We start from the raw sequence: 12519 nt of genomic DNA, 5'->3' as shown, positions 1-12519 counted from the left end.
AGCAGACGATCCGTCAGACGAGCCCGGGCGATGCCGAGACCGGGTGGGAACAGCCTGGCCGGCCAGTCGGGCAGGACGTGTCCGACTTCAGGAGGTCTCATGTGACGCCCGCCGTCCCTCTTCAGCTCCGGGCTGGGATGACACAGCGTGCGGTGGAAGCCATTGGGCGTCGAACCGCCCGGTTCGGTCGAGCCAGTACAAAGAAGCGTTCACCACGTCGCAGATGGCCGCGGTGTAGGCGGCTACGGAAGCGCGTGCCGCCGAGGGCACGCCCAGCCCGGCTGAAAGCCTCAGGGCGAGGCTGCGGAAGTCCCGCAGCCTGGCGTCTCGCATGCTCACAACCCCCGTACGCGACTCGGCAAAGGAGCATCCCCGCTCGCGTTCCAGCACTGTCAGCAGGTTGTTCTGACCCCGTCTGCGGTCAGCCTCGGCGGAAGCCAGATCGTTGGTCCAGCCGACGACATCGGCGCCGGCGCACCGCAACGCCCACAGACCCGCTCCTTCAGCACACTGCTCGAGCAGTTCAGGTGAATCAGGCAGAGAAGCTGCGGCCGTGCACTCCACGATGTCCGTCATCGGAAGTACCGTGATGGTCCGCCGGCGCAGTGCCACGTAAGTATCCAGGGGCAGCTGATGACGCCGCTCGCGGTGGACGGCTTCCTCGCACGTGGCCCGGCTGAAGTCGGTGTAGTCGGCGATGAACCGATCACGCCACCCTGGCGACATCCGCGGAGCTGTACGTCGCCAGAGGTCGGCCAACGCCACCTCGGGACCTGTGCTGTCCGGCCGCGGCTCCTCCCCCGCGAGTACGCTGAGCAAGCACGGCAGAACGGACTCGGCCCGCGAAGCCGACGTTCCCCGCAGGTCACGGTCGAAGTAGTCGTCGACCAGGCAGATGAACGCAGACCACTGCGCTGTCAACGCCACATCCGTCTCGTCTGCTGTCGGCACCATCCGCTCGGCGAGCACATCCAGCCCCATGGCCGCCAGTCGCCGCTGTTCCGAAGCGCCGCACGCCAGCCCTATCTCTTGCGCCCAGAGCAGGAGCCGCCTCACACAGCTCGGTCGGCCACCTTCAGGGGGCTCGGGGAAGGACGGACCGCCGGTCACGAGGGGGCTTCCCCGCTGACAGCTGCCCACGCCGCCACCCTGCGGTCTGCAAGCTCACCGTGCACGTTGGTGAATTGCAGGACTTGACTGTCCCCCGACCGGGTGAAGGAGGCCCCACCGTCCAAAGGCCACGCGCCGGATGAAAGACCGAGACTGATCTTTCCTCGCATCGGCCAGCGCACGCAGGGCGTTTGCCCGAACCTGTTCCGGGCCGCTGGAGCAACAGCGGACAGCGCGTTTCCGGCCGCCGCGAACTCCTGTGCCGCGGCGGAAGACAGACACCACCTGGCCTGGCCCCCGACGGGAACCTGAACGTCCGCAGCTACGGCAATGGACACGGCCGCGGTCGAAGACCACACGCAGACCACGGCCGCGATAGACACAGCACGATGGCGCATGAAAGGCCCTTCCTCGACGAACCAACATCATGACGTGTCGCCTTCTCTCCACGTCACCCATATCTGACTGCTACGTGGAGAAACCACCCATAGGAGTGCACCGGGGCCGCAGCCACTGCCCCAAACCGATCGAATTCGCCGTCCTCGCATTCCAGCACCGCCCCGATGTGGGCCCGCTGCCTACCGAGTAGGCCCCTTCCGCTTCACCCCCGGCCTTGCCTAAGTGGGCGGTTCGTACGGTGATGTCCGTTTCTGGGTGAGGGTTGTGTCAGGGGGATGGTCGTGGCGGCCCCTTCACACAGGAGAGGAACCCCAGCCGACGCACGACTGGGGTTCCCTCGAGGCGGTGCGTATCGGTCAGCAGGTGGAAGTTGCCCACGCCGTAAACCGCTCGTCTACGCGCCGGTAGACCGCGCCAAATCGCGATCACCGTGGATCAGGCAGGTCAGCGCTGCAGGGTAAGGACACCCGGCCGCCAGGGCAGTTGGTCGTAGGGGCCGCCCGCGGAGGGGGACTTGCCCTGGTAGAGGAACTGCAGGTTGCAGGGGTCGATGGTCATGGTCTGGTCGGGGTTGTTGCGGACCAGGTCACCGTGGCTGATGTCGTTGGTCCAGGTGGCACCGCTGTTGGCCTTGCCCGCGAAGGGGTTGCTTTCGCTGCTGGCCTGTGGGGTCCACGAACCGCTCAGGCTGGAGGCCGTGAACGAGCGGAAATAGCGCCCATTCGCACCGATTGCCTCAACGATCATGAGGTACTGGTTCTGGCCCTGAAGCTTGTAGACCTGCACCCCCTCGAACAGGTTGTTCGTCGAGTCGCTCATGACCGTCGTGTACGACGAGCCGAAGCTGCCCGGGAAGTTCCCGATCGGCATGCTCGCTCGGTAGATCTTGCCGTTGTCACCGGCGAAGAACAGGTACATGTTCTGGCCGTCACCGATCAGGGTCTGGTCGATCGGGCCGGTGCCGGAGCCGGAGATGCTACCGGTGAACAGCGGCTGCGGCGAGGACCAGCCGTTGGGGTTGGTGGGGTCGCTCGACGTGCGGTAGATGAAGGGCCACGCGCCCCACTGGTACGCCAGCACCCAGATGTTCTTAGGCGCGAAGTAGAACAGCGTGGGCGCCACCGCGGCCTGGCTCATCCCGGTCTGACCGGCCGACGCCATGTCCGACCAGTTCGTGAAGGGACTGAACCTCATCGAGCCGTAAGACGATCCCGACACGTTCGACGCGTAGACCAGGTGTTTGCCGTTGTACACCACGCTGGTGAAGTCCTTCAGCGAGACCCACCCGTTCGCCGGCTGCGCCAACACACCCGACGACGTCCACCGGTACGTCGACGGAAGAGAACACGCGCTGGTGGCCGCCTGAGCCGGGTTGGCGACGGGCGTCGCCGCCAACGAGACCAGGGCCGCGACCGCGGCGGCGATCACCACGGACAGACGTTTGCGGCTGAAACTTCCTCTGCGCATGAGGACCTCTTGATTCTTGAGTAAGCGGTTCCGGTTGACCCCGTCAGAGGCTGTCCGGACTGTCGATGTGGTGCGGTTCGTAGCGGTCCGTGGGCACCGGGGCCGATCCCTTGCGGCTTCCGGCCCTGCAAGACCTTCTGACACACCGGCCGGTGGCGACCGGCGCCTTCGGGCCGCGGCGCAACGCACCGGCCCGCGTCGGAAGTTGATCGTTGTGGCGCAAGCCCGCCGCAGGTTGAGGTGGGGCCCTGGATGCGGCCGGTGGCGGCCGCCGGCGCGCGACGACAGGAGCAGGGCTGATGAGGCCATGACATATGCATGATCGGCGTGCCCCTTACGGCTCGGCCGTTTCGGTGGGCGTTACGGAGGTGCCCTGCTGGGCGAGTGGAGCAGGCTCTAGCGTGTTCGCGATATCGAACAAGGGTCGAAGTATCGAGCAACCTGGATGCTAGGGGACCAGCGAGCGGCGTCAATACCTCTCGCAAGGTTCGCGAGCAACACCGAAATATTTCACAGCGCTTTATGGATGACGCCGCAGGTCAAGCCGATCGATCCGCACGCAGATCGACGACCTGCAGACCCGTGAGGGCGTAGCGTTCCCACGCCACTTCAATAGCCACCGGCCCCACCAAGGCCGAGACCAACTCGCGCCCAAGGACAACCCGAACGTCGTCCCCCTGCCCGCAGTCCGGATCAAACGCCGACAAGCCGTCGCCAGCCTCCTCAACGAGTACCACCGGGCCAGCTGACCATAGGAAAAGCCCCAGCTCACAACCGATGAAGCACAGGTGAAGCGCTACGGGCCCTGCGCCATGAACTGCCACGCTGAGCACGTTCGGTTCCATCCGCACACCTTGGAGGTCTTGATGCGTACGGGCGTCATTGTCGCCGCGCACCCCGGCGTGGAGGACCTCGCCGTGCGGGCCGAGGAGTTGGGCTTGCACAGCTTCTGGGTCTACGACACCCCGATGGTCCACGGTGACCCCTTCGTCGCCTTGAGCCTGTGTGCGAAGGCCACCAGCCGCATCAGGCTCGGCATCGGCGTGACCTCACCGGCGCTGCGCTCGGCCCCGGCCGCCGCGAGCGGGCTGGCCAGCCTCAACGCCCTGGCACCGGGCCGGATCATCTGCGGGGTCGGCACCGGAAACACCGCCCGTCGCACCCTGGGCATGCGGCCGACCACGGCGGCCAGACTGGAGAACTTCACCGCCGCACTGCAGGACCTGTGCGCCGGACGTTCGACGGAGTATCGCGAAGGTGACCGGGTCCGCGACATCCGGTTCCTGCACACCGGGACACACGTGAACACCGCCGACCCGATCGAGTTCGTCGTGGCCGCGCTCGGGCCGAAGGCCGTCGCCGTCGCCGGCCGCCGCGGCACCGGCCTCATCTCCTTCGGCCTGCTGGACCCCACCGCCTGGCACGCGCTGCACGACGCCCGCCGCCACGCCGCCCAGGCCACACCCCATGACCCCGACTCCCACACGGACTCCCGGGCGGACTCCTACGTGGTCACCTCGCTCCACCTCCTCGACGAGGACGAGGACCCCCACGGCGACCCGGCCCGGGACGCCACAGGCCACCTCGTCATGTCGCTACTGGCCTTCGCCGCCGACACACCCGCCTTCGCCGAGCAACTCGGCCCTGAGGAAGGCGAGGCGGTGCGGCGGCTCCTTGACCGGCGCGGCACCACCTCCACCGCACCGGACCGGCACACCAAGCTCTACCCCAACTACCTCGGACACATCGCACCGCAGGACCGCGACCTGGTCCTGCCCTCGTTGATGAACACCCTGGCCCTGGTCGGCACCCGCGACGACCTCCTCACCCGCATCACCGCCCTGGAACAGGCCGGCATCGACGAACTCCTCATCCAGCCGGTGATCGACCCGCCCACCGAGATGGCCCGGCTCGCGAAACTCCTCACCTGAGCGGACCCGCCCGCCGCACGTCCACATGAGGCCACCGCCGCATACAGGGCGAACTCGCACGCCTCGGCTACCCGATCACCCCGTCCACGGTCTGGGAGATCCTGCACGCGACCGGCATCGATCCCGCCCACCGAATCCAACGGCGGCCCGTCCTCGGCGGACTGATCAACGAGTACCGCCAGGCTGCCTGAGCGAAAGGCATCGTCGCAGAGCTGTCAGGACGCCGCGTCGCTGTTGCCGGGAGTTTCGCCCATCGGCCTGGGTCGCCACCAAGGATCCGTCTACATGAGAAGGTCATCACCGATCTGCTCGATCAGGTGCGCGAGGAAGGCCCGCACCGCCGCGGGCAACGCGCGCCGCGCCATCGACTGGATCTGCATGCTCCGGCGGCTCAGCTCCGGGTTGCGGATGGGAACGATCGCCAGGCGGTCGACACCGAGCCGCCGCCGCACCGTCAGCGGACCGACCAGGGTGACCCCACCGCGTAGCTGCGCGAAACTCTGCAGCGCACCCGAGTAGTTGCTTACGAGCGCGGGCTCGAAGCTCAGCCCTTCCAGCGCGACGCAGACGTCGAAGAGCTGCCGGATCGTGGTCCCCTCGTCCATCAGCGCGAGCGGGTACTCCAGAAGGTCCGCGAGCTCGACGTACTCCCGGTACGCCAGCGGATGATCGTCGGGCATCAGCGCGTAGATCGGCTGCTGCTGCGAATACTCGACCTTGATTCCCCCTTCCGGTCCGAGGCTATAGGTGACGGCCAAGTCCACCGTGCCGTCTATCACCTGCCGCGTCGCCGCCGCTGGGCCGGTGACATTCAGCCGGAACCGCACCCCCGGATACTTTTGCCGAAATGATGTGATAGCCGTCGGCAGGAAATCGCGAGCGAAACCCTCGGAGCTCGCGAGTTTGACGGTACTGCGGTGCAGGGCATCGACGCCGTGCACGTCGGCGAGCACCTGTTCGGCCTCGAGCGCGCTGCGCCGGGCGTAGGCGGTGAGAATCTCGCCCGCCTCCGACAGCACCATCCCCCGCGGCTGGCGCTCGAACAGCGGCGCCCCGACGTCCTGCTCCAGCTTCGCGATCTGCCGACTGATCGCCGACGTGGCCACGTGCAGGCACTCCGAGGCCTCGCTGATCGAACCGGTGCGCGCGACCTCGAGGAAGTAGCGCAGCGACGTGGGCAGGAGATGCATTCTGAGAATGTACTGCAGCGCGAGGCGCGTCCGCTGAGGGTGATGATCGGGAAGCGGCCGGCCGTAGCCGTTGCCGCCAGGGCAATACACCTTTCGAAAACGTGCAATTGTCCCCGCTATCGTCGCTCCATAAACTCGACGCACTGGCCGGACGCATTGTAAATTGCACGTTTCCGATGTTAAGGGTAATGATGACCCGTGCTGCCGTGATCGATCGTGCCACCGAATACTACGATTCCGGAGAATTCCTCGCCGACCTCGGCCGCCGGGTCGCGTTCGCGACCGAAAGCCAGGACCAGGCGCGGGCGCGGGTGCTGCGTTCCTACCTCACCGACGAACTGGCCCCGGCGCTCACCAGCCGACTGGGCTGCGAGGCGCGCGTCCTCGACAACCCCGCCGGCGACTACCCGCTGCTCGTGGCGACCCGGCACGAGGACGGTGAGATGCCCACGGTGCTGGTCTACGGCCACGGCGACGTCGTCCTCGGCGAGCCGGAACGGTGGCGGCCCGGCCTCGATCCGTGGCAGGTCGTGGTCGAGGGCGACCGCTGGTACGGCCGCGGCACGGCCGACAACAAGGGCCAGCACACAATCAACTTCGCGGCACTCGAGCAAGTGCTCCGCGTGCGCGGCCGGCTCGGCTTCAACCTCAAGGTGCTGGTCGAGACCGGGGAGGAGTCCGGCTCGCCGGGCCTGCGCACGGTCTGCGCCCAGTTGCGGGACGAGCTCGCCGCCGACGTGCTGATCGCGTCCGACGGGCCGCGCGTGGCCGCGGAGCGGCCGACGCTGTTCCTCGGTTCACGCGGCTCCACCCCGTTCACGCTGCGGGTCGACCTGCGCGAGGGCTCCTACCACTCCGGCAACTGGGGCGGTCTGCTGCGCAACCCGGCGACCGTGCTGGCGGGCGCGCTCGCCACCATCGTCGACGCGCGGGGCCGCATACTCGTCTCCGGTCTGCGGCCGCGGGAGATCCCCGAGAACGTCCGGGAAGCCTTGCGCGACATCGCGGTCGGCGGCGGACCGGACGATCCGCCCATCGACGACGGCTGGGGCGAACCCGGTCTCACCCCGGCCGAGCGCCTCGTCGGCTGGAACAGCATCGAGGTGCTCTCGCTCGCCGCCGGCAACCCGGACAACCCGGTCAACGCCATTCCCGGCAGCGCACACGCGCACTGCCAGCTCCGGTCCGTGGTCGGCACCGAAGTCGACAAGCTCGGCGTCGTCCTCCGTGAGCACCTGGACGAGCACGGATTTCCCATGGTCGACATCGAGGTCGGCCCGACCATGCCGCCGACCCGGACAGATCCGGACGACCCCTGGGTGCGCTGGGCGCTCGGCTCGATCAGCCGCACCACCGGCACGGAACCCGCGCTGCTGCCGAACCTCGGCGGCAGCCTTCCCAACGACGCCTTCGCAGGCGAGCTCGGGTTGTGCACGCTCTGGATCCCGCACTCCTACCCCGCCTGCGCCCAGCACGCCCCGGACGAGCACCTGCTGGCCCCCGTGGCGCGGGAGAGCCTGCGCATCATGGCCGGCCTGTTCTGGGACCTCGGCGAGGACTCTCCCGTGAGGAGTCACCCATGACCGCACCCACACAGACAGTCGCCCCCGAAGCACCGGTGAAGGTGCACCGCGTCATCGTCGCCGCGTCCATCGGGAACGCACTGGAATGGTTCGACATCCTCGTCTACGGCTTCTTCGCCGCGACGATCTCGAAACAGTTCTTCCCCACCGCCGACGAGACCGTGTCGCTGCTGCTGACGCTCGGCACGTTCGCGGTGGCCTATGTGGTCCGTCCAATCGGGGCACTCGTGCTCGGCAGATATGCCGACCGTGCCGGGCGCAAGCGTGCGCTCATGGTGTCGATCCGGCTCATGATGGTCGCGACGCTGCTCATCGCGATCACGCCGCCGTACGCGAAGATCGGGCTCGTCGCGCCGATCGCGATCCTGCTCGCCCGGCTCGTCCAGGGCTTCTCCGCGGGCGGGGAGTTCGGCAGCGCCACCGCGTTCCTCGTCGAGCACATGCCCGAGAAGCGCGGCTTCATGGCCAGCTGGCAGTTCGCGAGCCAGGGGTTCGCGACGCTGCTCGCGTCGGCGTTCGGCACGGTGCTCACGGCCACGCTGTCCGACGCGCAGCTGGAGTCGTGGGGTTGGCGCATCCCGTTCTTCTTCGGTCTGCTGATCGGCCCGGTCGGCTACTACATCCGGCGTTACGTCGGCGAGGCCGGTGAGTTCGTCGAGACCGCGGACCAGGAGCGCGCGCCGGTGAAGGAGACGTTCCGCACCCAGAAGGACCGCATCCTCGTGGCCATGGGCGCGCTCGCCGTGTCCACCGCGATCAGCTACTTCATCACCTACATGCCCACTTTCGCGGTGAAGGAGCTGGACCTGCCGGCGTCGACCGGATTCGCGTCCACTTTGGTCACCGGGGTCGTGCTGACCGGCCTGACTCCTGTGGTGGGTCACCTGTCGGACCGGTTCGGCCGCACCCGCATCATGCTGATCTTCGCGACGCTGATCCTCGCGCTGGTGTACCCGAGCCTCGCGTTCTTGGTCGCCGCCCCGGGCTTCGCGGTGATACTCGGCGTCATGTTCCTGGTCGGCGTGTTGAAGGCCGGCTACTTCGCGCCGCTGCCCGCGATGATGGCGGAGCTGTTCCCCGTCACCAACCGGGCTACCGGCCTGGCGGTGAGCTACAACATCGCCGTGATGCTGTTCGGTGGCACAACGCCGCTGGTGATCGTCTGGCTCGTCGACGTGACCGGCACCAAGCTCGCGCCCACCTTCTACCTGATGTTCCTGGCCGTGCTCAGCCTGTTCTGCGTGGTGTTCGCGCGGCGCAGGCTCGGCGTTCACTGATCGGAGAAATCCTCTTGTCTCTCAACGACTTCGACCGCTACCCGCTGCTGTTCGGCCCGTCGCCGGTGCACCGCCTGGAGCGCCTGACCACGCACCTGGGCGGCGCGGAGATCTGGGCCAAGCGCGAAGACTGCAACTCCGGCATCGCCTACGGCGGCAACAAGACCCGCAAGCTGGAGTACCTCGTGGCCGATGCCCTGGCGCAGGACTGCGACACGCTCGTATCGATCGGCGGCGTGCAGTCCAACCACACACGCCAGGTCGCGGCGGTCGCGGCCCGGGCGGGGCTCAAGTGCGTGCTGATCCAGGAAAGCTGGGTCGACTGGCCGGACGCGGTGTACGACAAGGTCGGCAACATCCTGCTGTCCCGGCTCGCCGGAGCGGACGTGCGGCTGGTGAAGGCCGGGTTCGGCATCGGGTTCAAGGAGAGCTGGGAGCAGGCGATCGCGGAGATCGAGGCGGCGGGCGGCAAGCCCTACGCGATCCCCGCCGGCGCCTCGGACCACCGGCTCGGCGGGCTGGGCTTCGCGAACTGGGCGTTCGAGGTGGCGGAGCAGGAACAGCAGCTCGGGGTCTTCTTCGACACCATCGTGGTGTGCGCGGTCACCGGCAGCACCCAGGCCGGCATGATCGCCGGATTCGCCGCGCTGGGCGGGCGGCCGCGGCGGATCCTCGGCATCGACGCCTCGGCCAAGCCGAAGGAGACCTGGGACCAGGTGGCGCGGATCGCCCGCGGGACCGCGTCGCTCATCGGCCTGGACCGGGAGCTCGCCCACGACGAGATCCTGCTCGACGAGCGCTACCACGCGGGCACCTACGGCATCCCGGACGAGTCCACCATGGACGCGATGCGGCTGGCCGCGCGGACCGAGGGCATGATCACCGACCCGGTGTACGAGGGCAAATCCATGGCGGGCCTCATCGACCTCGTCACCCGAGGCGAGATCGCCAAGGACGCCAAGGTGCTCTACGCCCACCTCGGCGGGCAGCCGGCGCTGAACGGCTACAGCGCCCTGCTCGGGTAGACGTCAACCGGCGAGTGGTCGGTGAGGTCTACCCGTCCTGGACCTGCCGCCGCGAGCTCCTGGACCGGACATTGATCTGGAAGGACACGATCATGGAGGACATGAGGCCCGATCCGCCGGCCCCGAAGCCGCCCCTCAGCCCCGGGCGCCGGACTAGGAGGGAGAATTGCTGTGACTTGCGCCCCAGGCCGCGGCATTCACCGCTGCGTCCGGCGCCACGGCGCCGGTCGCTCCCGGGTTGAACATCTCGGCTACCAGGAAGGCCAGGTCAAGCGCCTGGCCTCCGTTGAGGCGCGGGTCGCACGCCGACTCGTACCTGCGGTGCAGGTCGTCGAAACCCAGATCGGCGCCTCCGCCGACGCACTCGGTCACGTCCTCGCCGGTCAGCTCCACGTGCAGTCCGCCGACGTGGGTGCCGAGCGCCTCGTGCACCTCGAAGAAGCCGGCGACCTCGGCGAGGATGTCGTCGAACCGCCTGGTCTTGTGCCCGCTGGGCGCCTCGAAGGTGTTGCCGTGCATCGGATCGCATACCCACACCACTGGCGCGCCGGAAGCCGTGACCTTCTCCACGAGCTCCGGCAGCAGGTACCGCACGCGGTGTGCCCCCATGCGCACGATGAACGTCAGCCGGCCGGGCCGCCGGTCGGGGTCGAGGCGGTCGATCAGGGCCAGCGCCTGCGCGGGCGTGGTGGCGGGGCCCAGCTTCACCGCGATCGGGTTGTCGATGGTCGCGAAGTAGGCGACGTGGGCGCCGTCGGGCTGTCTGGTGCGGTCGCCGATCCACAACATGTGGCCGCTGCCCGCATACCTTCGGCCGGAACGCGGGTTGTAGCGGGTCAGCGCGGCCTCGTAGTCGAGCAGCAGTCCCTCGTGGCTGGCGAACAACTCCGTGGTGCGCGACGGATCGCCGCCGCACGCTTCCGTGAAGGACAGTGCCTGGCCGATTCGACTGGCGAGTTCGTCGTAGCGTTCACCGGCAGGCGAGCGTGAGACGAAGTCCTGGTTCTCCTTGTGCAGTTGGCGTAGGTCGGTGCCGCCACGGGCGAATGCGCGCATGACGTCCAGGGTGTAGCGCGAAGCGTCGTACATCCGAAGTAGCCGGGCCGGGTCCGGCCGTCGTTCGGCCTGGCTGAAGCCGATGCCGTTCACCGCGTCGCCCCGGTAGACCGGCAGCGTGCGCCCGTCGACGGTCTCGGTCGGCCGGGATCGGGGCTTCGCGTACTGCCCGGCCATCCGGCCCACCTTGACCACCGGCACCGCCGACGCGTACGTCAGGATCACGGCCATCTGCTGCAAGAGGCGCAGTTTGCTGTGAATCGCCTGCGTCGAGAGGCGGTCGAAGCGTTCGGCGCAGTCGCCACCCTGCAGCAGGAACGCTTTGCCCTGCGCCGCCTGGGCGAGTTGTGCGGTGAGCGTGTCGCACTCCTGTGGCGTGACCAACGGGAGCGAGGCTGCCAGGTGATCCGCCACGTCGCCGAGCTCAGCCAGGCTGGGCCACTCCGGCCGCTGATGGGCGACGAGTGTCCGCCAGTGCGCGGCGGCTTCGCCGGTGAGGGTCAACATGATCTCCGTCCGCTTCTCATGGCTGGGCGGTGCGGGGCGGTCAGCGCTGGACCATCTCGACGAGGTCGTGGCTGATGCCCAGGTCGTCGAGCAGCAGCTGCAACGGTCCGGTGTCCCGCGCGGGCGCGGGACGTGACGCGGCCCACTCGCTCAACTGACTGGTGTCGATCTCGAAGCCGCCCTGGGCCGCCACGGTCACCCAGGGGTCCAGGTCCGCGGAGCGGAACGCGGTCAGCCCGGTGACGAGCGCTTCGCGGAACATCCGCCGCTGTGCGCCGTCCAGGTTCCGGTAGAGCGAGCCGCACAACTCGCGGAACACCACCGCGTGTCCGCTCTCGTCCCGCCGGTGCAGATCGGTGGTGATCCGGTTCATCGGCTGGATCTCCTGGGCGGTGGCGAGTGTGGAGAGGAAACCGCTGATCGTCGTCTCGGCGGCCAGGGAGAACGCGATGTCGACGATGTCGCGGTCGAACCCGGACAGCCCGACGCGGACCGCGTCCAGTCCCTGGACGACCGACCAGACGCCCGGCGCGAACCGCACGTCCTCCAGGCCGCGCCGCCTGCGGGTGACGCCGACGGCGTTGTGGCACATCAGGATGTGGTAATGCTCATCGATGATCGTCTGGTGCAGCGCGTCGACGGCGACGTCGTCGCGGCGGACGGGGATCCGTTCCTGCAGCATCAGTCGGCAGGCCGGCAGGATGATCTCGTCCTCGATGGCCGCGGTCTTGGCATTGTAGGCGATCCACGCCGCGGACAGGATGCGCTCGCGAGCGTCCCGGTCGAGCCGGTCGGCGCCCGGCAGGCCCAGCACCGGGACGAGGTGTTCGGGGAAGTCCGGCAGCGCCGTGTCGAAGTGTCCGTCGAGGTCGAGCTCGTCCTTCTTGACGGCCACTCGCTTCCCCCAGCGGCGCGTCAGCTGCACCAGCAAGTCGCGCTCGTACTCGGCTTCTTCACGTGCCGCGGTCATCGGG

The 12519-nt window shown here is 68.2% G+C and carries 9 protein-coding genes and 2 pseudogenes; 5 read left to right on the top strand and 6 right to left on the bottom strand.

What is annotated here, in order from left to right; translation table 11 throughout:
- Nucleotides 1-87 precede the first annotated feature (87 nt).
- The 3 genes and pseudogenes from GWI24_RS01575 to GWI24_RS01565 all read right to left on the bottom strand — a co-directional run bounded on the left by GWI24_RS01575 (nt 88) and on the right by GWI24_RS01565 (nt 3821).
- On the bottom strand, nt 88-981 hold the full coding sequence (locus GWI24_RS01575; protein WP_210944069.1) for a terpene synthase family protein: 894 nt from the start codon (nt 979-981) through the stop codon (nt 88-90).
- A gap of 972 nt (nt 982-1953) precedes the next feature.
- A pseudogene (locus GWI24_RS01570) lies at nt 1954-2856 on the bottom strand (non-reducing end alpha-L-arabinofuranosidase family hydrolase); the annotation flags it as partial.
- A gap of 659 nt (nt 2857-3515) precedes the next feature.
- A complete protein-coding gene (locus tag GWI24_RS01565) occupies nt 3516-3821 on the bottom strand; it encodes a hypothetical protein (RefSeq protein ID WP_210944067.1) in 306 nt (101 codons plus the stop codon).
- 21 nt (nt 3822-3842) lie between these two features.
- Between GWI24_RS01565 and GWI24_RS01560 the strand changes: the two genes are divergently transcribed.
- Nucleotides 3843-4907, top strand: coding sequence for an LLM class flavin-dependent oxidoreductase (locus GWI24_RS01560; protein ID WP_210944066.1), 1065 nt, complete (start codon nt 3843-3845; stop codon nt 4905-4907).
- Between the two features lie 29 nt (nt 4908-4936).
- Nucleotides 4937-5041 (top strand): annotated as a pseudogene (locus GWI24_RS44725) (integrase); the annotation flags it as partial.
- 147 nt (nt 5042-5188) lie between these two features.
- Here GWI24_RS44725 and GWI24_RS01555 read toward each other — a convergent pair.
- Nucleotides 5189-6097: a LysR substrate-binding domain-containing protein gene (locus tag GWI24_RS01555; RefSeq protein WP_210944065.1), complete on the bottom strand. Its 909-nt coding sequence runs from the start codon at nt 6095-6097 to the stop codon at nt 5189-5191.
- A 176-nt stretch (nt 6098-6273) separates the two neighbouring features.
- Between GWI24_RS01555 and GWI24_RS01550 the strand changes: the two genes are divergently transcribed.
- From GWI24_RS01550 to GWI24_RS01540, 3 genes are read left to right on the top strand one after another with little or no spacing between them, the layout of a single operon-like run.
- The gene (locus GWI24_RS01550; protein WP_308343325.1) at nt 6274-7680 is read left to right on the top strand and encodes a M20 family metallopeptidase; all 1407 of its coding nucleotides are present in this window, start codon (nt 6274-6276) and stop codon (nt 7678-7680) included.
- Nucleotides 7677-8957: an MFS transporter gene (locus GWI24_RS01545; RefSeq protein WP_210944063.1), complete on the top strand. Its 1281-nt coding sequence runs from the start codon at nt 7677-7679 to the stop codon at nt 8955-8957. Before GWI24_RS01550 ends, GWI24_RS01545 begins: the two co-directional genes overlap by 4 nt.
- 14 nt (nt 8958-8971) lie before the next feature.
- On the top strand, nt 8972-9982 hold the full coding sequence (locus tag GWI24_RS01540; protein ID WP_210944062.1) for a 1-aminocyclopropane-1-carboxylate deaminase: 1011 nt from the start codon (nt 8972-8974) through the stop codon (nt 9980-9982).
- A gap of 153 nt (nt 9983-10135) precedes the next feature.
- Here GWI24_RS01540 and GWI24_RS01535 read toward each other — a convergent pair whose 3' ends face one another.
- Together GWI24_RS01535 and GWI24_RS01530 are read right to left on the bottom strand one after the other, a co-directional pair.
- Nucleotides 10136-11545: a class II 3-deoxy-7-phosphoheptulonate synthase gene (locus GWI24_RS01535; protein WP_210944061.1), complete on the bottom strand. Its 1410-nt coding sequence runs from the start codon at nt 11543-11545 to the stop codon at nt 10136-10138.
- A 40-nt stretch (nt 11546-11585) separates the two neighbouring features.
- The gene (locus GWI24_RS01530; protein WP_210944060.1) at nt 11586-12515 is read right to left on the bottom strand and encodes a diiron oxygenase; all 930 of its coding nucleotides are present in this window, start codon (nt 12513-12515) and stop codon (nt 11586-11588) included.
- Nucleotides 12516-12519: the final 4 nt, after the last annotated feature.

It is taken from the genome of Streptomyces sp. MK37H (genome assembly GCF_018035285.1).
GTDB classification, from domain to species: Bacteria; Actinomycetota; Actinomycetes; order Streptomycetales; family Streptomycetaceae; genus Streptomyces; species Streptomyces endocoffeicus.
This window is presented reverse-complemented; position numbering and strand designations above follow the sequence as displayed.

What these genes read in the sequence shown, in the direction of transcription:
- GWI24_RS01575 (WP_210944069.1), bottom strand. Translation starts at nt 981, where the DNA reads ATGGGGCTGGATGTGCTCGCCGAGCGGATGGTGCCGACAGCAGACGAG.
- GWI24_RS01565 (WP_210944067.1), bottom strand. Translation starts at nt 3,821, where the DNA reads ATGGAACCGAACGTGCTCAGCGTGGCAGTTCATGGCGCAGGGCCCGTA.
- GWI24_RS01560 (WP_210944066.1), top strand. Translation starts at nt 3,843, where the DNA reads ATGCGTACGGGCGTCATTGTCGCCGCGCACCCCGGCGTGGAGGACCTC.
- GWI24_RS01555 (WP_210944065.1), bottom strand. Translation starts at nt 6,097, where the DNA reads ATGCATCTCCTGCCCACGTCGCTGCGCTACTTCCTCGAGGTCGCGCGC.
- GWI24_RS01550 (WP_308343325.1), top strand. Translation starts at nt 6,274, where the DNA reads ATGTTAAGGGTAATGATGACCCGTGCTGCCGTGATCGATCGTGCCACC.
- GWI24_RS01545 (WP_210944063.1), top strand. Translation starts at nt 7,677, where the DNA reads ATGACCGCACCCACACAGACAGTCGCCCCCGAAGCACCGGTGAAGGTG.
- GWI24_RS01535 (WP_210944061.1), bottom strand. Translation starts at nt 11,545, where the DNA reads ATGTTGACCCTCACCGGCGAAGCCGCCGCGCACTGGCGGACACTCGTC.
- GWI24_RS01530 (WP_210944060.1), bottom strand. Translation starts at nt 12,515, where the DNA reads ATGACCGCGGCACGTGAAGAAGCCGAGTACGAGCGCGACTTGCTGGTG.